Source organism: Gottfriedia acidiceleris (genome assembly GCF_004138285.1).
Taxonomy (GTDB): domain Bacteria; phylum Bacillota; class Bacilli; order Bacillales; family Bacillaceae_G; genus Gottfriedia; species Gottfriedia acidiceleris_A.
This window is the reverse complement of sequence record NZ_SCFN01000025.1, coordinates 45,954-66,986: the sequence shown is the minus strand read 5'-3', so window position 1 is coordinate 66,986 and position 21,033 is coordinate 45,954. Positions and strand designations below refer to the sequence as shown.

21 protein-coding genes are annotated in these 21,033 nt (G+C 34.3%); 1 reads left to right on the top strand and 20 read right to left on the bottom strand.

Features of this window, described 5'->3' with window-relative positions:
- Positions 1-308 precede the first annotated feature (308 nt).
- Positions 309-485 (bottom strand): hypothetical protein, encoded by a 177-nt coding sequence (locus EP747_RS24405; protein ID WP_165347199.1) that lies wholly within the window; start codon positions 483-485, stop codon positions 309-311.
- Between the two features lie 162 nt (positions 486-647).
- On the opposite strand from EP747_RS24405, the gene pdaB reads away from it, so the two are divergent.
- On the top strand, positions 648-1,415 hold the full coding sequence (gene pdaB / locus EP747_RS21595) for a polysaccharide deacetylase family sporulation protein PdaB (RefSeq protein WP_129692089.1): 768 nt from the start codon (positions 648-650) through the stop codon (positions 1,413-1,415).
- 21 nt (positions 1,416-1,436) lie between these two features.
- Here the strand turns inward: pdaB and EP747_RS21590 are convergent, their stop codons facing one another.
- The 19 genes from EP747_RS21590 to EP747_RS21500 all read right to left on the bottom strand — a co-directional run bounded on the left by EP747_RS21590 (position 1,437) and on the right by EP747_RS21500 (position 20,900).
- Positions 1,437-2,024, bottom strand: a complete 588-nt coding sequence (locus EP747_RS21590) for a KinB-signaling pathway activation protein (RefSeq protein WP_129692088.1) — start codon at positions 2,022-2,024, stop codon at positions 1,437-1,439.
- 187 nt (positions 2,025-2,211) lie between these two features.
- Positions 2,212-3,273: an Mrp/NBP35 family ATP-binding protein gene (locus tag EP747_RS21585; protein WP_129692087.1), complete on the bottom strand. Its 1,062-nt coding sequence runs from the start codon at positions 3,271-3,273 to the stop codon at positions 2,212-2,214.
- 99 nt (positions 3,274-3,372) lie between these two features.
- Positions 3,373-4,083, bottom strand: coding sequence for an N-acetylmuramoyl-L-alanine amidase CwlD (gene cwlD, locus EP747_RS21580; RefSeq protein WP_129692086.1), 711 nt, complete (start codon positions 4,081-4,083; stop codon positions 3,373-3,375).
- A 58-nt stretch (positions 4,084-4,141) separates the two neighbouring features.
- Positions 4,142-4,573: a DUF2521 family protein gene (locus tag EP747_RS21575; RefSeq protein ID WP_129692085.1), complete on the bottom strand. Its 432-nt coding sequence runs from the start codon at positions 4,571-4,573 to the stop codon at positions 4,142-4,144.
- Between the two features lie 242 nt (positions 4,574-4,815).
- Positions 4,816-6,084, bottom strand: a complete 1,269-nt coding sequence (locus tag EP747_RS21570; RefSeq protein WP_129692084.1) for an S-adenosylmethionine decarboxylase related protein — start codon at positions 6,082-6,084, stop codon at positions 4,816-4,818.
- 155 nt (positions 6,085-6,239) lie between these two features.
- Positions 6,240-7,565 (bottom strand): phage portal protein, encoded by a 1,326-nt coding sequence (locus EP747_RS21565; protein ID WP_129692083.1) that lies wholly within the window; start codon positions 7,563-7,565, stop codon positions 6,240-6,242.
- Between the two features lie 221 nt (positions 7,566-7,786).
- Entirely contained in the window at positions 7,787-8,719 is a 933-nt protein-coding gene (locus tag EP747_RS21560; protein WP_129692082.1) for a response regulator, read from the bottom strand.
- Entirely contained in the window at positions 8,716-10,029 is a 1,314-nt protein-coding gene (locus EP747_RS21555) for an ATP-binding protein (protein WP_419179336.1), read from the bottom strand. Before EP747_RS21555 ends, EP747_RS21560 begins: the two co-directional genes overlap by 4 nt.
- Before the next feature lie 114 nt (positions 10,030-10,143).
- Positions 10,144-11,838 carry an NAD-dependent malic enzyme gene (locus EP747_RS21550; protein WP_129692081.1) on the bottom strand — a complete coding sequence of 565 codons (1,695 nt, stop codon included), beginning with the start codon at positions 11,836-11,838 and terminating at the stop codon, positions 10,144-10,146.
- Between the two features lie 219 nt (positions 11,839-12,057).
- Positions 12,058-13,494, bottom strand: a complete 1,437-nt coding sequence (gene aspA, locus EP747_RS21545) for an aspartate ammonia-lyase (protein ID WP_129692080.1) — start codon at positions 13,492-13,494, stop codon at positions 12,058-12,060.
- Between the two features lie 18 nt (positions 13,495-13,512).
- On the bottom strand, positions 13,513-14,784 hold the full coding sequence (locus tag EP747_RS21540) for a cation:dicarboxylate symporter family transporter (RefSeq protein WP_129692079.1): 1,272 nt from the start codon (positions 14,782-14,784) through the stop codon (positions 13,513-13,515).
- A gap of 370 nt (positions 14,785-15,154) precedes the next feature.
- The gene (gene rpsI / locus EP747_RS21535; protein ID WP_056467505.1) at positions 15,155-15,547 is read right to left on the bottom strand and encodes a 30S ribosomal protein S9; all 393 of its coding nucleotides are present in this window, start codon (positions 15,545-15,547) and stop codon (positions 15,155-15,157) included.
- 21 nt (positions 15,548-15,568) lie between these two features.
- A complete protein-coding gene (gene rplM, locus EP747_RS21530; protein ID WP_056467502.1) occupies positions 15,569-16,006 on the bottom strand; it encodes a 50S ribosomal protein L13 in 438 nt (145 codons plus the stop codon).
- A 157-nt stretch (positions 16,007-16,163) separates the two neighbouring features.
- Positions 16,164-16,907: a tRNA pseudouridine(38-40) synthase TruA gene (truA, locus tag EP747_RS21525; RefSeq protein WP_129692078.1), complete on the bottom strand. Its 744-nt coding sequence runs from the start codon at positions 16,905-16,907 to the stop codon at positions 16,164-16,166.
- 12 nt (positions 16,908-16,919) lie between these two features.
- Complete coding sequence (gene cbiQ / locus EP747_RS21520) at positions 16,920-17,714, bottom strand: cobalt ECF transporter T component CbiQ (protein ID WP_129692077.1); 795 nt, start codon at positions 17,712-17,714, stop codon at positions 16,920-16,922.
- Positions 17,711-18,577: an energy-coupling factor ABC transporter ATP-binding protein gene (locus tag EP747_RS21515; protein WP_129692076.1), complete on the bottom strand. Its 867-nt coding sequence runs from the start codon at positions 18,575-18,577 to the stop codon at positions 17,711-17,713. Before EP747_RS21515 ends, cbiQ begins: the two co-directional genes overlap by 4 nt.
- Entirely contained in the window at positions 18,553-19,395 is an 843-nt protein-coding gene (locus tag EP747_RS21510; protein ID WP_129692075.1) for an energy-coupling factor ABC transporter ATP-binding protein, read from the bottom strand. Before EP747_RS21510 ends, EP747_RS21515 begins: the two co-directional genes overlap by 25 nt.
- 113 nt (positions 19,396-19,508) lie before the next feature.
- A complete protein-coding gene (gene rplQ / locus EP747_RS21505; RefSeq protein WP_056467487.1) occupies positions 19,509-19,871 on the bottom strand; it encodes a 50S ribosomal protein L17 in 363 nt (120 codons plus the stop codon).
- 84 nt (positions 19,872-19,955) lie between these two features.
- Positions 19,956-20,900 (bottom strand): DNA-directed RNA polymerase subunit alpha, encoded by a 945-nt coding sequence (locus tag EP747_RS21500; protein WP_056467484.1) that lies wholly within the window; start codon positions 20,898-20,900, stop codon positions 19,956-19,958.
- Between the last annotated feature and the right edge of the window lie 133 nt (positions 20,901-21,033).

The window sequence follows — 21,033 nt, the reverse complement described above, 5'->3', positions numbered from 1 at the left end:
ACGTTTACTTCATGTTTTGTTTAGTTTTCAAAGTTCACTATATCGCCCGTAAGCGACTTTTTAATATTACCATTTTGTAATATAGCCTGTCAACATTTTTTAAAAATTGTTTTTTTATTTTGTTGAATCAGTTTTTGTTGTCGTTGAAGACAAGAAATAATATACCACGCATTCGAATGTAACGTCAACACAAAATTGATTTTTTTAAAAATCTTTTTCATGGACTAAGTGAACAAGCCTCTTATGATTGCGAAAGTGAAAAGAAGTGATGCTTTTTACTCTCTACACCATTATTTAAGTGAATCCTCCTATAGCGGTAATCTATTATACACTTCATATAAGATTTTCTTCTTTTGGATCATTTCATTTTTAACTCTTTCATTTAAGTTATGCGATGATAACTCTTTATCTAATTCATATAGCGAACGTATTATGAGCGATTCGATTTCTAATACATGCTCCTTATTTAGAAGTATTCCAAACATAAACACCACTCCATGGAACTTTCGGCTTTATACAATTTTAAGAAAATCCCAATTTTATTGTTCTAATACTTAAAACATTTAATCATTTCGTTTTATAGCATACAAGCTTACTTAATTTCATATCCTTTATATAAGAACTTGGACAAGAAAGAAGGCGATTTTATGCTTTTTTACTTTTACATCACTTCAAAAAGAAAATTAAAGCAATTTTCTTTAATTACTATTATTGCATTTTTCACAGCTTGCTTAGTTTATATACAAGCACCTAAAACATTTTCAACTTTTTCAACAAACAAGGGGCCAATGGCAATTTACAAAGGTGATGCCTCACAAAAAAATGTAGCTCTTACTTTTGATATAAGCTGGGGCGATGAAAATGTACTTAAAGTTTTGGACGTATTACGAAATCAAAAAATTACGAATGCAACTTTTTTCATATCCGCATCATGGGCAGAGCGACATCCAGAGATTGTTGAAACAATAGTTAAGCAAGGTCACGAGATTGGGACACTTGGGTACCGTTATAAAAGCTACACCCAGCTAACTCCAGTTGAAATGCAAAGAGATTTAAATAATTCAGCAGAAGTATTTAATCGTCTAGGCGTAAAAGACGTTAAGCTATTTAGACCACCAAATGGTGAATATAATAAAGAAGTTATAAAACTTGCTGAACGGAACAATCTTTCTGTGATTCATTGGAGTATTAATACTGAAGATTGGAGAAACCCTGGAACAAATAAAATTGTTAAAAGCGTAGAAAATAATACTGATCCGGGAGACATCATTTTGCTTCATGCAAGTGATTCGGCACTTCAAACGCCAAAAGCATTGCCATTAATTTGGTCCTATTTAAAAAATGAAGGATATAAAAACATAACTGTCTCTCAAATGATATCTAATACTAAAACGAATATTAAAATTGTAAAATAAAAAAGCTAAGAGATATTTCTCTTAGCTTTTTAGTATTTTGTGTAGAGTTAATAACTGATACGCATTACAAATAAATAACGGTACTAACATTAGAATTAACCACGAAAGATCATTCTGTCTTAATGCAGGGACCCATTCAACGATTGTAACGACAATCATAAAAAATAATGCTGGAATAAACGCCCCTTTGTTTGTTTCTTTCATTTTTATATAAGAAACAATCAAACTACCTACTAAAAGCACTATTGGGAATATTAAATATACGGTAAAAGCCTCTCCATGTGCATACTCTTTAAATCGAAAATAAGCTAAATCAAATAAAGCTAATACGATTATTACAATTTGAACTGTATTCCATAATGACTTAAATAAGCCTAATCCGAATCTATGTATTGTCAAATATGCAAAGAATCCCATCTGACTTACTGCACTGAATACTAATCCCAATATAAATAAAAATGATACTTCTACTAGAAGTTTAATAAATCTACCATCTTGAACGTAACTTAAATACTCTTTATACCCGTAAAGAATACCCGTTATGATTGTTGCGATTCCGCCAACTAGTAGTGTTGTTAAAAATAATCGAACCAATTTCCGACTCGTCATTCGTTTCTTAATCCCCCGTTTTCACAAAGCTTCTGATTTTCTTCTAAAATTAACGTTTCATATAAAACTTTATTAACTATTTAATCAATATAAATACCCTAATAATTCAATTCATGTCTAAATATTAGCAGTGGTTATAACCATTACTAACAAAAAACAAGCATACAAATTAAAAGGGTATTGTTTATTATTTATTTAATACGATTTTTTCGACCACTTGTTTAGCAATCGACGTATAGATTTTACCAGTTGGGTGATCTTTATCGTATATTGAAGGAGCAAAGTCTTCTTCATCCCAATCAGGTTGCTGTAAAGGTAATTGTCCTAATAGAGTTGTTTGAAGCTCTTTTGCAAGCCTTTCTCCTCCGCCTTTACCAAAAACATACTCTTTTTCGCCAGTTTTTTTACTTTCAAAATAACTCATATTTTCTACAACACCAATAATTTCATGATTTGTTTTTAATGCCATTACTCCCGCTCTAGCCGCAACAATTGAAGCTGTAGGATGTGGTGTCGTAACAATTATTTCCTTACAAGATGGTAACATGCTATGAACATCTAACGCTACATCTCCAGTACCAGGTGGTAAATCTAGTAATAAATAGTCTAAATCTCCCCATTCAACTTCTGTGAAAAACTGTTGTAGCATTTTTCCAAGCATTGGACCTCTCCAAATAATTGGTGAATTATCTTCTACAAAGAATCCCATTGAAATGACCTTTACTCCAAAACGATCAACTGGAATGATACGCTCACCTCTGATCACAGGTCTTGTCGTAATTCCCATCATATCCGGTACACTAAAGCCATAAATATCAGCATCGATTATACCTACTTTTTTACCTAATCTTGCTAAAGCAACTGCTAAGTTCACAGAAACAGTTGATTTTCCTACTCCACCTTTTCCACTTGCAATCGCTAAAAATTGTACTTTTTTATTATCTAATAGTGAAAGTGTTGAGTTGTCTTGGTTGTCATCAATAAACTGACTTTTTTCTTCTTCTGTAAATTCAGTAAATCGAATTCCAACCGTATCAGCACCATTCTGCTTTAATAACTGAACAATTTGTGTTTGAATTTGCATTTGTTCAGCTGTGCCCGTTTTCAACAAAGCAATTTTAACGCTTACATGTTTCTTCTCATCTTTTATCGAAATTTCTTTAACAGCATTTAATTCTACTAATGATTTATTTAAAAATGGCTCATTAATTGTACCTAAAAGTGATAATACTTGTTCATTGGTAAGCATATTTACACCTCGTTATCTTAATATACTAAATAGTATAACACATGTAACATAGTTAGTCCTAAGTAACATTAATTAGTTAGTAAAAATGAAAACCACCGATTAGTTCGGCGGTTCATTTTTATCTGTATAGTATCTAATAACCCCTCTATATATAGCTGCAGCAAGTTTATCTTGATATTCTTCATCTCTTAACTGCTGACTTTCTTCATAATTTGATAAAAAGCCAACTTCTACAAGCGCACCTGGTACTTTGGCATATTTCATCAAATAAACATGATTAATAATTTTCGCTAAACGATGAGTATTATTTAGACTTTCTCTTAACTCAGCTTGGACGTATTTTGCAAATCGCTCATTTTCAATTAATGAACCATAAAAGAATGTTTGTGCACCTTTTGAAGATGTTCTAGGTAAGGAGTTTAAATGAATTGATATGTATAAGTCTGCGTTCGATCCATTAATAATTTCTACCCTTTTCCTTAAATCAACGCTTTTTCTTCTACTATATCCTTTCATTCCATCCTCTGCTAGATCGTAATCTCCATCTCTTGTCATAATAACCGTTGCGCCTTGACCTTGTAAATAATCCCTCAGTTTGTTTGTTATTGATAGAGCTACAACTTTTTCAATAACATCTCCACCTGAAGCACCTCCATCTGGTCCACCATGTCCAGCATCCAAAACAATCACTTTTCCATCTAGAGGTAGTCCTCTAAAATTCCAGGTCTTAGAAGTTTTTTGTAATAAAGGTATACTCAAAATCAATAAAACAAAGGTTACAATGATAACGATTAAATGCCATCTTTTCATTTTTTCTCCCCCTGATTGTCCTATAAAAAATATATGGGACAACTAGGAAGAATATGACTTACTTTGATAAACGAAGTTTGTGTCTTCTTTCTCCTTTTACATATCCATCTAACCACCAACTATTTAAAAAAGATTTACATTTGTCAAACGGTTCTGTTTGAATATCATCCTTACGACCAAATACAGAAGAATAAAATAAATAAGCTAACCATTCAGATTCTTTAGCTGATCTTCTTTTAACATTCTCAATTGGTTCACCATAAAAACCAAATCGGCTATACCTTGCACCCAATAAGTATGTTTCTACCGCTAACTCTAAACAGTAATCTTCTCTTGCTTTTCTTTGGTTAATGTCTGCGTCTATACAGTAGGAAAATGAATCCTTTAATTGGGCTTTTAATTGCATTATTTTTAGTTCTTTTAATAAGCTCTTTTCAAATTTAATTTGCTTTGCTCTTCTTTTTTCTCGGAAATTTGTTATAAGATTCATGATGAAACCTCCCCGTAGCCATAGTCTAAGACGAAAAGGGGTGCTTCATTCAAAAACTACATACTTAATTTCTTCCATAAAAAAATAATAATTTTCATAAAAAACACAGATTTTATATAATAGAAAAGAAAAATTGTATTAATTTTGAATTAAAAATGCTTTTTTAAGACTTATAAAGGTCTTTCTTTCTTAAATAATAAAAAAGAGGGTCTGAAAAACACTTTCTTCCCTCTTTCATATTTTTAATTATTGAATGATTTCATTCTTTGTAAAAGTAATCCATCACTTTTTTCATTTTCTCCATATACAAACTGAGGCATATGATATTTTAAATACTGTCCATATTTACTATTCGTATTTAATACTAATTCATCTACAAAGTAGGCACCATTTTCTACTGTATCCAAAAATAAACTTGCAACTCCTGCATACACTCCACACGCTACCTGAAGATAGGTTGCATTTGTACCGTAATTAGCGAATGAATCTTTATTGTTCATAACATTATAGATATAGCGCTCTTTATCTTCGTACACAAGTAAAACTCCAACTACGTCCTCTCCTACCAATGGAGCTGTTGAAGGATCTAGAAGCTTTTTATCAAAACCCAATATTTCGTCAGTGTTATTTAAATTATTTCTAATTAGATTTGTTGTATGCTCATTAACTCGATACACAAAACCACTTTCTAAGTTGAACAATTTGCCAATAATAAATACTTCTTCATGTGGCATAAGACAACCATAAAAGACTTTTTCGCCCAATGTTACTTTAAATTCAACAGAATAAACATCATCATACAAGAATATTGGAATATTTTGTTTAACAAACATAGGAAAGCTTGTAACTGCCTCTTCTAGGAAGCAATCTGGGGACCAAGTGGTGTAAATTGTTTCTTTTTGAGCTATAGAAGGGTTTTCATAAAAAGAATTATCATGTTCAACAATGTAACATGCAAGAGGTTTTTCGGAAGGGAATTGGTTCATTAAATCGATTGCCATCCACTGCACAATACCAGGATTCATCCCTGAACCAATAATTGCTTTAGTATTTTTAAACTTTCGTTTATTTTCCTCGAAGATACGTAAACGTTCTTTAAGTGGGAACCCAGAACTAATACTTTCATCTCCATCTACAATTTCACTTTCTAAAGCTGTGTTGACATACTTCACACCAAACTCATTACAACAGCGCAACATTTCAACAGAATCCGCTCTAGAAACGTCAACTACAATAACAGTATTACTCTCTATGAGATGTTTTTTCATTAAATCAATATTATTAACATTCATTTCATGAAACGTAACGTTTTCTATTAGATTAGGAATAATCCTTTCAAAATAAGTTAAGTCTTTTTGTTTCAAATCAATTAAATGAAACCTGGCATTTTGCATTATCTGATGAATCGGATCATTTTGATCCTTTGCCGCTTTATTAAATATAGAAAGAACTGCCTTTGCCACTCCGCCAGAACTACCTAATAGGGTAATAATCGCATCTTTTTCAAACATATAAACAACTCCATAAATTGGTTTAATATTAGCTATTACTTTACTATATGAACCAATGGAAAAAGTGTTCGGACAAGTATCCTGTCTATGTGATTTATACTATCTACTGGAAAAAAAAAAAGCCTAACTATAAATAGTTAAAAGCTTTAAATTTATTAACTAGTTTTATCGTCAGTTTCTGGTTTTTCTAAAAGCTTCTTTTGTTGTTCCTTACAAAATTCTCTAAACTCTTTGCATTCTTCCATACATTCTTGTCTACATCTTTCAATTTCTTCTTCTCGTTTCTTTTCTCTTTCAACACGTAATTCAAATTCTCTATCTCTTTCTTTCTGATCGATTGGAGCAGTATCAGTTTTTAGAAGTGGTACATTTCCTCTCTCGATTGGCCCAATCCCCATTAGAGAACGCCATTCATTAGGAGTTAAGGAAGCTCGTTCTACCATAACTGAAAATGCTAATTTTGTTGCGATTGATGCAAATTCTAAGTTAGATGCTTCAAAAACTATCCGATTCCCATTTTTTCTTTCCGCTGGAGTGAAGAATTTACGTGTAAATTCATTATTTAGCTGGATGACTAGAGGGTTAATTACGGCTTCATTATACGTATTCCATTGATCCTCATTAAATGTACTTTGAACGATATTTTCGTTCGTATTAAAAAAACTATAGATTCTTTTGATTGTATCACTTGTTCTTTCTGCCTCTGGGGCATAATTACTTGCAGGTACCTGCTGTAAAGTGTAAGATGGCTCTGAAAAACCTGCTTTTACACCATCTCCTGTAAATTTCATATAATTGTTTACAAATTCATTCGTATTCTGAATCATATCTTCTTGATCTAGTATTTCGTTAAAGTTCAATAACCAATTTATAAAGCGATTGTTACTTACATTTTCGACGATACTGTCATCTACCGAATCAATCACTTCTAATAACGGAAGTAAAGGATCATATGGGGGAGTACCAAATAGATCATTACTATTAAAATCTTGTCTCAAATGAATGATATCGCTATAAGGTAAAATTAGTACATTTTTGGTTTTGAATGTGAATTTTAAAAATATCAAACCTTGATTATTTTCGAGCACTTCAACTTTTGTACAAGGAATAGGAAAAATAGCGGTAGGATAACCAAAATCATTTCGCCTTATAAATGCAAACGCATTACTGTTTAGGTCAAGCTGAGTTACCATTTTCTCTAAAAGTAATTGCCTAGACATAAATGGATTTGGTTCTTGCAGTACATTATAAACCCATGGATCAGGGTTAATCTTGCATTCTCTATTATTTTCTCTAACATGCGTTACTTTTAGTTTTCCAATTGCATTGGCTTTAGGTCTAATACATGCCCTGATTACATCATTCTTAAATAATGTATCGCCTAATGTTAATTGGCCATCCCCTTCATCACTTAACAACTCAAAAGAACTAGTACTTGATTGAAAATTCATTTTCCCCATTATCCAGTCGATTAAGCCCAATGTACATCACCCCTAACGTAGATGGGCATAGATATAATTTATTAAGGTATATTATTTTATTCTTTTAAAACTCTTCTATGCTACAATCTGAGAATGAATTATTAGAATTTTTTAATTTTTGTCATTTTAGAATATGAGTGTACTATTTAGTTTATTCCAGAAAGTAATCACATTCGAAAAGACCCTCACCAAAAGCGCTGAGGGCCTAATAAAATATATTTTTAATATCTTTCAACTAAAAGCTGTTTCGATTCAAAGTATAAAACTTGTATGAATTTCTTTGCATTAATGCGAGTATGTGTTGATGCAGTTAAGGATACTTGTTTCAATTCACTCATTCTTTGACGAACTGTTTCAAAATCAAAAAACTTTGAAGCATAATTTTCAAATTTAGGGTTTGCAAAATCTGTCAGTCCTATTGATGCCATATGGTTTAATGATTGATAAATTGCTCTACGAACTCGTTGTTCTGATGATTTCCTTTCCCGCTCAACGTCTTCTTGAGAATTTACAACCCCTAGCTTTTTCAAACTGATATGAGTGTATATATCCTTTAATGTAGGAAACCCTGCCTCTAGACCAAAATTCGTTTCATACTCATATAGGTAATTGAGCATATCAAGCAAGTCCTTGCTTCCATTTTCTCCAGCTATACCAAGTTCCGATAATAGAACCTGTCCCCAATCCGTAATTTTCTTTTTATCAGACATTGGATTATGTTGATTGATTGCATTTACATCAAAAACATTACTTAATGACTTTTGAATATCACGGATCGATTTCTCCAACCGGATACGCTCCAAAACCTTCCTAACGACCGATAACACTTCGATTTTGTTCAATGGCTTAGTAATGTAATATTCAATCCCAAGTGAATAAGCTTCCCCAATTAATTCTTTAGACTCCACTTGAGAAATCATAATAATTTTCCCTTTGAATGAAGGTGCTACTCTCCGAACAGTTTCTATCCCGTCTTGTTTCGGCATTAATAAATCGATTAATAAAATATCAACATGATTTATTTCAAGCATATTTGCATCTAAAAAAGAGCCATCTTCCGCTTCACCAACAACTTCACCTAACTCTTCATCTTCTATGATTTGTGACAACATCGATCGAAAGACTTCATCATCATCTGTGATATAAAAATTCATAAATTCACCCTTTCTAAGACAAGAGCCCCAATTGGTAGCCGGATCGTAAAAATACATTCACTCTCTTTTTGATTGAGAATAACTTCCCCTCCCAATTCTTCTGCCATTTCTTTAATATAGGATAAACCGATTCCTGTAGATGGAGTTCCATCATCGCTATATTTAGAAGTAAACCCAGGTTTAAAAATAAGCTTCATATGTTTTGACGGAACTCCAGGGCCATTATCAATAACTTTACATTCAATCCAATCTTCAACTCTTTCTATAGATAAGAGAATTGTCCCTTTATGCTCTATAGCTTCAACTGCGTTCGCAACTAAGTTATTAATAAATGATAGCATTAGATAAATATGATAGTTCGGATGTTGTCCCTTTATTTGGGAAATAAACTCAATTTTCTTTCCTAGCATGCCTGCATATTTTTGATTAATTCGGATAATCATTGTCACTAAATCATTTACACTCATATATTCAGGCAAACTTTCACTTGTAATAAGCTTAGAAAGTCCAGCGAAAATTCTTTGGTTATCCTTTTTTATTTCATGTACCTCTCCTGCAATTCTTAAAGATTTGCTCCCCCATTTTTCAATTGGAACTCCTAAATCCTGTTTATACTTACTCATGTCTCGATATAAATTGTAAGATTCTTTTGTTATTGTTTCGGCATTTTGTAACGTCTTTTTCAAATAAACAGATTCTACATATAAATTTGATAAATGCATAAGCATATTTTCATTCTCTTTACGAGTTTGTGATTCCTTCAGTTTTAGCTCATAAAGCTTCATCATATTGATAAATGCTAATACAAAAAAGCTTCTAAATACCGCAATAATAATAATTTTGTTTAACTCTTCTACAGTAAGTGAAGATCCCATTCCATATAGTTGAAGTATTAATTCGATTAAACTAGAAGTGATCTCAATAGTAATCCCGAATATTCCTATAAGCAAAGGGTGTTGAAACCGATTTACTTTCAATAAATAAAAGAAAACGGAATATGAAAAATAATATAAAAAAGTAGGAAATCTGACTGAAAAAGATGAAGCAAGATTAAAATCTGTCAATACTAACCAATCTAGTCCAACACGGAATACAAAGACAGATATGCCTATTAATAGTCCAATTACAACAGAATGATAATTCCTAAAATACAATAAAGAAAAGAAAAAAATTGGGGTTCCAAAACTAACGCGAAATATATTATCAAATGGATGAAAGTTCAGTTCACCCGCTATCGGAACAATAACCATAAGTGCAATAACAATCCAGAAATCTTTACCTTGCAGTCCTTTAGATTTCAAATCCGCCACTTCCTGATTTTTGCTACTAGTATATCGCCTTGTTGTTATTAACACAATGATCCTCCATACTACTAAATTTCATAAGAAAATACAGCTTGATGATACAAGCTGTATTTTTTGTTTTTATATTGTGACCAATTCTTTAGTAGCTTTAATAGGTCGATATGCAGGTTCCCACATTGCGTTTCGTACAGCTTGCTCAATATCGTCGTGTATAACTCGAGCTACCCCGTCAGCAACTGCTGCTTTTGCTACTTCAATCGCAACTACTTCTGAAATAGTACGTAGATTCTCAATTTGAGGTAGTAAAGGTGCACCTAATTTACTTACATCAATCATTTCCGCTACAGCTTCTGCAGCTGCTGCAAACATTCCATCAGTAATAATACTCGCGCGTGAAACATTTGTTCCAAGTCCTAGGCCTGGGAAAATAAGCGCGTTATTTGATTGACCAATTACATAAACCGTTTTGTTATATGTTACTGGGGCAAATGGACTTCCTGTTGCTACCAATGCTCTTCCTTCAGTCCACTTGATTAAATCAGATGGTTTTGCTTCTGCAAGTGGTGTAGGATTTGACATCGGTAAAATTACAGGTCTTTCAACATGTGCTGCCATATCTTTTACAATCTCTTCTGTGAAAGCACCGGCAACAGTTGAAGTACCAATTAAGATCGTAGGATGAACTTGGCTTACAACTTCTGCTAGGCTTGCACCTGAATTATTTTCCTCTATTGGGCGCGCATACGGTTGTTGGAAGTCGAACAACCCTTCCATATCCTCTGCAAGCAATCCATTTCGGTCAATACACCAAAATCTGCGGTTTGCTAATTCGTATGAAAGACCCTCACGTACCATTGCATCACGTACTTGATCTGCGATTCCAATACCCGCCGCTCCTGCACCGAATACAACTACACGATGTTCACTTAATGGAATACCAGATGCATTCACTGCTGCTAGCACGGCTGCAAGTGATACTGCCCCTGTGCCTTGGATATCATCATTGAAAGTACAAACCTGGTGACGATACTTATCTAATATGTTTCGTGCATTTTTAGAGCTAAAATCCTCCCAATGAAGTAATGCATTTGGGAATTTTTCTACAGCAGTTCTTACAAACTTATCAATGAACGCATCATATCGACTATCGCGAACGCGAGGATGACGGTTTCCAACATAAAATGGATTATCTAGTAGCTCTTCGCGATCAGTACCAACATCTAAAACGACTGGCAATACTCGTGCTGGATCAATACCTGCCGCAGCTGTATATACCGCTAATTTACCAATTGCGATATTAATACCTCCAACTCCCCAGTCACCAATTCCTAATATTCCTTCACCGTCAGTAATAACGATTAAATCAATTTCATCTGCATTTGCGCCATAATTATCAAATGCTTGTTCAATACCATCCTCTTCATTAATCGACAAATACAAACCACGAGGTCTTCTATATTCATGACTATAACGTTGAATTGCTAAACCAACAGTTGGTGTATAAACAACTGGAAGCATCTCAGGTAAGTGATCAGTTAGTACACGATAAAATAATGTTTCATTACGATCATGTAAAGCTGATAATGCAACATTTTTATGCAAATCAGTAGGTTGTGACGAGAATTGTGCGTAAGCTCGTTTAGCTTGCTCCTCCAACGTAAGTACAGCTGGCGGTAATAATCCTGTTAAACCTAATTCTTTTCGTTCCTCTTGAGTAAATGCAACTCCTTTATTAAGCATTGGCACACCTAATAATTCGGCACCTCGCAAGGTAGTCTCCACTTCTCCATTCGAACCTACCTTGAATTTATGCATATAATCCCATCCCTTTTCTATTTTTATCTTTTTTACTTAAGCAAAAAAGGGCTTTTCGCCCTTCACTTTGTAATAATTAATTGTCAGACTGATTTAAAGCAACTTATCTTTCAATGTGCTAGGCCAGAAGCGGCGCTAAAGTTACATACATGGCGGTATAAGCACCGCAAACAGGCGAAGCAACATAGAAAGTGAGCATTAATCAGCAGTCTAACTGATTTATTGACGTTCTAAAAGAACTGCACCAGCAATACCAGGGTGAGTCATTTCAAATGGATCTAAAATTAGATCAAGCTCTTCTTCTGATAATACGTCATATTTTAAGCAAAGTTCACGAATTGGCTTTCCTGTTAGAATTGCTTCTCTCGCTATTCTTGCAGCAACTTCATAACCGATATGTGGATTAACCGCTGTGATTAGACCAACGCTCTTTTCTACATATTCTTTCATTCTGTCTTCATTAGCTTCAATTCCTTTTAAACAATTATCTGTAAATGCACGGAATGCATTATTCATAATGTTAATTGATTGAAGTAAATTAAATACTAGAACAGGCTCCATAACGTTTAATTCTAATTGTCCTGCTTCAGACGCTAAACAGATTGTATGGTCATTACCGATTACTTGGAACGCAACTTGGTTAATCACTTCTGCCATTACAGGATTTACCTTACCTGGCATAATAGATGAACCAGGTTGACGTGCTGGCAACGAAATTTCACCAAGACCTGCACGTGGGCCTGAAGCCATTAAACGTAAATCATTTGCAATTTTAGACATATTCATCATACATACTTTTAGAGCAGCCGATACTTCTGTGTAAGCGTCAGTGTTTTGAGTAGCATCAACAAGATGCTCAGCTCCAACAAGCGATAAGCCGCTTATTTCAGCAAGTTGCTTAACAACTAGTTCTATATAGCGTGGATCTGCATTTAAACCTGTTCCAACTGCTGTAGCTCCCATATTTACTTCATATAAGTGTTGACGAGATTGTTCGACACGTTTTATATCACGACCAAGTACTCGGGAATATGCTTCGAATTCTTGTCCTAAACGAATTGGTACTGCATCCTGTAAGTGAGTACGGCCCATTTTAATTACATGGTCAAATTCTTTTGCCTTTAAATCAAATACATCACGCATATATTTCATTGTGTTTAATAATTTATCTAACATATTTAAAGTCGCAATATGAATTGCAGTTGGGAATGCATCATTTGTAGACTGCGACATATTTACATGGCTATTTGGACTAATGCAGAAATAGTCACCTTTTTCTTTACCTAGTATTTCAAGCGCTCGATTTGCAATAACTTCATTAGCATTCATATTCATAGATGTACCTGCTCCACCTTGAATAGGATCAACAATGAACTGATCATGCCATTTGCCCTCAATAATTTCTTGAGCTGCCTCTGCAATCGCTTTACCATTTCCCTCATAAAGGCGTTTTGTTTCTACGTTAGCAAGTGCTGCTGCCTTCTTTACAATTGCTAAAGCTTTAATAAGCTCTTCGTGAATTTTATAACCAGTAATAGGAAAATTCTCAACTGCGCGTAATGTTTGGACACCATAGTAGGCATCTGCTGGAATTTCTTTTTCCCCTAAAAAATCTTTTTCAATGCGTATGTTTGGTTTAATTTCAGTCGCCGCCATTTGTTTTTTCTCCCATCTTTACGCAACTTTTGATTCCTTAATAGAATCAATATATTGTTGCGCTTTATCTTTATCGTATTCGCCTTCCCATTTCGCCATCGTAATGGCTGCTAACGAGTTTCCTAATACATTTACTGCAGAACGAACCATATCTAAAATACGATCAATACCTGCAATTAATGCGATTCCTTCTAAAGGTAATCCCATTGATCCTAGTGTAGCCAGTACTACTACGAACGATGCACCAGGGACACCGGCCATACCTTTTGATGTAAGCATTAGTACAAACAACAATGTTACCTGCTCCATAAATGACATGTGAATATTGTACATCTGAGCAACAAATAATGCAGCAAGAGCTTGGTAGATCGCTGAACCCGTTAAGTTAAACGAGTACCCTGTCGGTATAACAAATGATACAATTGCTTTTGGACAACCCATTTGCTCCATTTTTTTCATAATGTTTGGAAGTACTGCTTCTGAACTTGCTGTTGTAAAAGAAAGAATCAGCTCTTCCTTTAAAATCTTCATAAGTGTAAAAATATTCGTCCCTGTCATTTTAGCATTAATACCTAAAATAACAATAGCAAAAAATGCCACAGTTATATAAACAGCTAAAACAAGTTTTCCAAGTGGTAATAAAGTACTTACACCAAACTTTGCAACTGTTACAGCAATTAACGCGAATACCCCGAACGGAGCAGTTTTCATAACTTGATTTGTAACCCAAAACATCGCTTCTAATACACCTTCAAAAAATCCAAGAACAGGCTTTCCTTTATCTCCTATCGCTGCTACACCTAAACCAAATAGAACAGAGAAGAAAATAATCGGCAAAAGATCACCTTGCGCCATTGATTCAAACACATTTTTCGGGAAAATATGAACGATTGTCTCTGCAAAACCACTTTGTTGTGTTGCAGTTGCTGTTTGTTCATATGCTGAAATATCACCTTTTTGCAGATGACTCATATCTACGCCTTTACCTGGGTGGAATAAATTCGCTGCAAGCAATCCAATTCCAAGCGCAATTGTCGTAATGATTTCAAAATAAAGAAGTGTTTTTCCTCCAAGTTTTCCAAGCTTCTTTATATCCCCTACACCTGCTACAGCTACTACAAGTGCTGAAATTACAATTGGCATAACGATCATTTTAATTAAATGAATAAAAATATCACCAATCGGTTGAATATAAGATATTGCCTTTTCATTTCCGTATACTAAAGCTCCTACAACAATACCTAATATAAGAGCAACAAAGATTTGCGTAGCTAATCCAAATTTCTTCATATAAATCCCCCTTGTTAACGCTTTCAAACATATAAATGAAATACTAAACTAATTCTATATGCAAACCTACAAAACAATACAAAAACCTACAAACACTTTTAAAATAATTAAAAAAAGTTTCAAAAAGCTAAATGATTAACCATTTTGAACAAAGAGGAGACCAAAGGATAAGAGTGCAAGTAAAAAAGCCGCTTCATTCTGAAAGAACAGCGGACAGACAAAAATCAAAGAAAAGATAAGGGAAAAGGAAGCAGTTAAAGGGACGGATTAAAAATAGTGGTTATCAATTTTACACATGATGAAATAAACACACAAAATAAAAAACTCCTGTCCACAAAGTGGAGAGGAGTTTTGAACGTATAAATAAAAATTAACGTTTTGAGAACTGAGGAGCTCTACGTGCACCTTTAAGACCGTATTTTTTACGCTCTTTCATACGTGCATCACGAGTTAATAATCCAGCGCGTTTTAAAGTTCCGCGGTATTCAGGATCAACTTGTAATAATGCTCTAGAGATACCGTGACGAATTGCACCAGCTTGACCAGTGTATCCACCACCGTTAACGTTTACTAAAATATCATAGCTACCTAATGTTTCAGTTGCAACAAGTGGTTGTTTAACAACTTCTCTTAATGCAGCGAATGGGATGTAATCTTCAAAATCACGACCGTTAATGATAACGCGTCCTTCGCCAGGAACTAAACGTACACGAGCTACTGAGCTTTTACGACGTCCTGTGCCATAGTATTGTACTTGTGCCATGTGAATGCCCTCCTTTTATAATTATCCGCGAAGTTCGTAAACTTCTGGTTTTTGTGCTTGGTGTGGATGCTCGTTACCAGCATACACGTGTAACTTTTTAATTTGAGCACGTCCAAGACGTCCTTTTGGAAGCATACCTTTAACAGCTAACTCAAGCATTTTAACTGGGTAGTTAGTACGCATTTCTAAAGCTGTACGCTCTTTTAAACCACCAGCATACATTGTATGACGGTAGTAAATTTTATTGTTTAATTTGTTTCCTGTTAATTCAACTTTCTCAGCATTGATGATGATTACGTTATCACCTGTATCAACGTGTGGTGTGAAAGTTGGTTTGTGCTTACCGCGAAGTAAAGTAGCTACTTCAGTTGCAAGACGACCTAAAGTTTTTCCTTCAGCGTCTACAACGAACCACTTACGTTCAACTTCGCTAGCTTTTGCCATATAAGTTGTGCGCATTCTATTTTCCTCCTAATACAATATACATAAAGTAAAATTGTTTTTATTGTTTATCTTTAACACGACTGGTTCCGGGGCTAATCGTGGTTCTTAAAACAATACCGTATTTAATATTAAACTTTATACCTTCTAATGTCAAGCAAATGTTACACCAGGATTAGTTGTTATAATCAACTTTCCATAAAAACAGTCCATTAGGCGGTGAAGTCTTGCCAGCCTTGGCTCGATTACGTGCTAATAGTGCGTTTTTAACACTTTTTACATCACGCTTTCCTTGCCCCACCTCAATTAATGTTCCAACAATTATTCTTACCATATTATAAAGAAAACCATTTCCTTCTAGAGCGATGACAATCCCCTGATCCGTTTTATTAATACTTCCTTTATAAATCGTCCGTACTTTGTCCTTTATATCCGTATTTGATGCACAAAAGGAACTAAAATCATGTGTACCTAGTAAGCAATCTAGTGCTTCTTGCATTTTAACAATATTTAGATCAAAAGGAAAAAAATAATGATGGTTTCTAGAAAAAACATTTTCGTCTTTTTCATTCCAAATAAAATAACGGTATTCTTTTCGAACGACATCAAATCTAGAATGAAAATTATCATCGACGATCTCTACAAATCTAACATTAATATCCTTAGGCAATTGTGCATTTAATGCTTTCTTCCATTGCTCTGGTTGAAGTGCATATTCACTATCAAAATGAATTACTTGTCCTACTGCGTGTACTCCTGTATCTGTTCTACCAGATGCATGGATTCTTATTAGATTACCTTTGTGCATTTTTGTTAAAACCGTCTCAATATCCGTTTGGACTGTTCTCTGATTAGGTTGAACTTGGTAACCATTAAATAGTGTGCCATCATATGAAATTATACATTTAATTCGATTCATAACTTATCTCCATTACTTACGTAAAAACAATAATAGTAAAAATAATAACAGTAATACAACTAAACATGCAGTATCCCTTAAATGCCACTTCATAACACGGAACTTTGATCTTCCATCTCCGCCTTGGTAACCTCTGGCTTCCATCGCAACTGCTAAGTCCTCAGCTCGTTTAAATGAATGAATAAATAATGGAACAAGTAAAGAGACTAATGCTTTTAACCTGTCCTTTATAGGGCCTGAAGAAAAATCCACTCCTCGGGACGATTGTGCCTTCATAATCTTTTCAGTCTCTTCCATAAGCGTTGGAATAAATCGTAATGAAATTGACATCATTAAAGCCATTTCATGCACAGGTAGGCCAAACCTTTTAAATGGGTTAAATAATGACTCAAGTCCATCGGTAATTTCGATTGGATTTGTTGTTAATGTCAGTAAAGTAGTAATTGAAACTAAAAGAAAAAATCTCAATGATATATAAATACCTTGAATAATTCCTTCTTTATGAATTTCGACCCATCCAAAATGATAAATTAGTGGTCCCTCTTTATTTGTAAAAACATGCAATAAAAACGTAAACACTGCTAACAACCAAATTGCTCTTAATCCTTTTAAATAATAATTAAGAGGTACTCTTGATAGCAATACTGTTACAATTGAAAATATAAATAAAATACCATATGTTATAAAATTATTTGCAAAGAAAACGATACAAATAAAAATGAACATTGTAAGAAGTTTTGCTCTAGCATCTAGACGATGAATAAGTGAATCGATTGGAATATATTTTCCGATAATTAGACTATTCATTTTGTTTCCCCATTATAAAGATTCGCAATATAATTAGCGAGTTGTTCGATTGTTAAACTGGTAGCTTTTTCATTAATGCCTAATTTTTGATTTAGTTCTTGGTGGAATTTTAAAGAAAGTGGAATTTGTAATCCAATGTCCTCTAGTTCCTTTTCATATGAGAACACTTCTAAAGGGCTTCCCTTTAAATACGTAGTCCCTTTTTGAAGCACATGGATCATATCAGCATATCTCGCTGCATCTTCCATGCTATGAGTCACCAAAATGATCGTCAGGCCCTTTTCTTTATGCAATTGGTAAAACATATCCATTAACGCCTTTTGACCACTAGGATCAAGACCAGCAGTTGGTTCATCCAAAACTAAAACTTCTGGTTCCATTGCTAAAACACCTGCAATAGCAACCCTTCTCATTTGACCACCACTTAATTCAAATGGTGACTTCATTAAATATTCTTCACTTAAGCCTACTTTTTCAATTAGATCTTTAGCTCTTTTTTTTGCTTCATCTTCAGAAACACCAAAATTCATTGGACCAAAGCAAATATCTTTCTCTACAGTTTCTTCAAATAATTGCTGCTCAGGAAACTGAAAAACTAATCCTACTTTTTTTCTTAATGATTTTAAATTCTTGTTTTTCTTATCTGATAAAAGGGTAACATCGTCTATTTTGACGATGCCCTCTGTTGGTTGCAAGAGGCCATTTAAATGTTGCAGAAAAGTAGATTTACCTGAGCCTGTGTGACCAATTACAGCATAATATGACCCATCTGGTATCGTAACATCAATATCATAAAGAGCTCGATGCTCGAAAGGTGTTTTCGGCTGATAAGTATAGCCTACTTTTTCAAAAGTAATTTGCATAATTCGCTCACCAAGCTTTCTTGCTCTAGATGGTCTTGTCTCAAAGGTAAACCTTTTTCGATTAATAAACTAGAAAGGTTATTTGTAAAAGGAGATGCTAATCCAAGTGACTCTAAAGAAAACTCTGTTTTTAAAAGTTCTTCTGGAGTTACGCTTTGAACTAAATGACCATCATGCATAATTAAAATACGGTCTGCATGTATTGCTTCTTCTATATCATGAGTAATTGAAATAACAGTCATATTAATATCTTTATGTAAATCACGAATTGTCTCGATTACTTCTTTTCTACCAAAAGGATCTAACATCGAAGTAGCTTCATCTAATATTAATATACTTGGTTGAATTGCTAATGCTCCTGCTATTGCTACTCTTTGTTTTTGGCCACCAGAAAGAGAGTGTGGCTCATGGAGTACAAATTCGTTCATATTGACGATATTTAAAACTTCCTCAATTCGACGATCCATTTCTTTTTTCTCAATTCCATGGTTTTCTAATCCAAATGCAATATCGTCTATTACTGTCGTACCTACAAACTGATTATCAGGATTTTGAAATACCATCGCAATTTTCTTTCGAACGTCCCAAATTGTTTGTTCTGATAAGCTAATTTCCTCATCAATCACGATTTGGCCTTCTTCGGGTAATATTAGTCCATTTAAAAGTTTAGCTAACGTTGATTTTCCTGACCCGTTTCGACCTACTATAGCGATCCATTCATTTTCTTTTATTCTAAATGATACAGAATGAACTGCATTAGATTGTGCCTGTGGATATTTAAAAGATATGTTATCTACTTTAATACTATCTTTTCTCATTTGTTCACCTATAATTTCTCATTGTTTATAGATATATAATAGTCTAAAAGTAAACAGAAAAAAAGGGCAACGACATGTTTACAAGAAACGTCGAGCCCTTTTGTATTCGAATATTAAACTAATTCGATAACAACCATTGGTGCTGCGTCTCCACGACGAGGACCAATTTTTGCGATACGAGTGTATCCACCTTGGCGCTCAGTGTAACGAGGAGCGATGTCAGCAAATAATTTTTGTAAAGCGTCTTGACCGTTTTCAGCGTTAGCAACTTCATTACGGATGTAAGCAGCAGCTAGACGACGAGCGTGTAAGTCTCCACGCTTACCTAAAGTAATCATTTTTTCAACAACTGAACGTAACTCTTTCGCACGAGTTTCAGTTGTTTGAATACGTTCGTTGATAATTAAATCAGTAGCTAAGTCACGTAACATAGCTTTACGTTGTGAGCTTGTACGTCCTAATTTTCTGTATCCCATTTCTAGTTCCCTCCTTTGTAAGTAGTATCAAAATTGGGTCATATAGACATGAAGAGAACGCCTCTCCCTTTATCGAAGCTACAATCAGTCTTCTTTACGTAGGCCAAGACCTAACTCTTCTAACTTATGTTTTACTTCTTCTAAAGACTTACGACCTAAGTTACGTACTTTCATCATGTCTTCTTCTGTCTTATTCGCAAGCTCTTGTACAGTATTAATACCTGCTCGCTTTAAGCAGTTATATGAACGAACAGAAAGATCAAGTTCTTCAATCGTCATTTCAAGGACTTTATCTTTTTGATCTTCTTCTTTTTCGACCATGATTTCTGCATTTTTAGCTTCGTCAGTTAAACCTACAAAAATGTTTAAGTGTTCAGTAAGAATTTTTGAACCGAGTGCGATAGCATCCTTTGGTCCAATACTTCCGTCAGTCCAAACATCAAGTGTTAACTTATCGAAATTTGAAACCTGTCCCACACGTGTATTTTCAACTTGGTATGTGACACGAGACACTGGAGTGTAAATCGAGTCGATAGGAATAACACCTATTGCTTGATCCTCTCTTTTATTACCATCTGCAGGGATGTATCCACGTCCACGTCTAGCAGTTAGACGCATACGTAAATGAGCATCTTTAGCAAGAGTTGCAATATGAAGATCTGGATTCAGAACTTCAACATCGCTATCATGCGTTATATCGGCTGCAGTAATTGGCCCTTCTCCGCGTACATCAATTTCTAATGTTTTTTCTTCGTCTGAATAAATTTTCAGAGCAAGTTTTTTAACATTAAGGATAATTGTTGTAACGTCTTCTACAACACCTTCAACTGTAGAGAACTCATGTAATACGCCATCAATTTGAATAGCTGTTACAGCGGCACCAGGAAGTGAGGATAAAAGGATACGACGTAAGGAGTTACCTAGCGTTGTACCATATCCACGCTCAAGTGGTTCAATAACGAATTTACCATATTTGGAATCGTCACTGATCTCAACCGTTTCGATTTTCGGCTTTTCGATTTCAATCATTTTTTAAACCCTCCTTCAAAACGTCGAAACCCTCGGTTAGACCATGCTAACCGAAAGTCCCTATTAGGCAGTTCCTAATTGTGCACAACAAGAGATGTCTGTTAATATTTGCCAAACATATATCATAATCCAT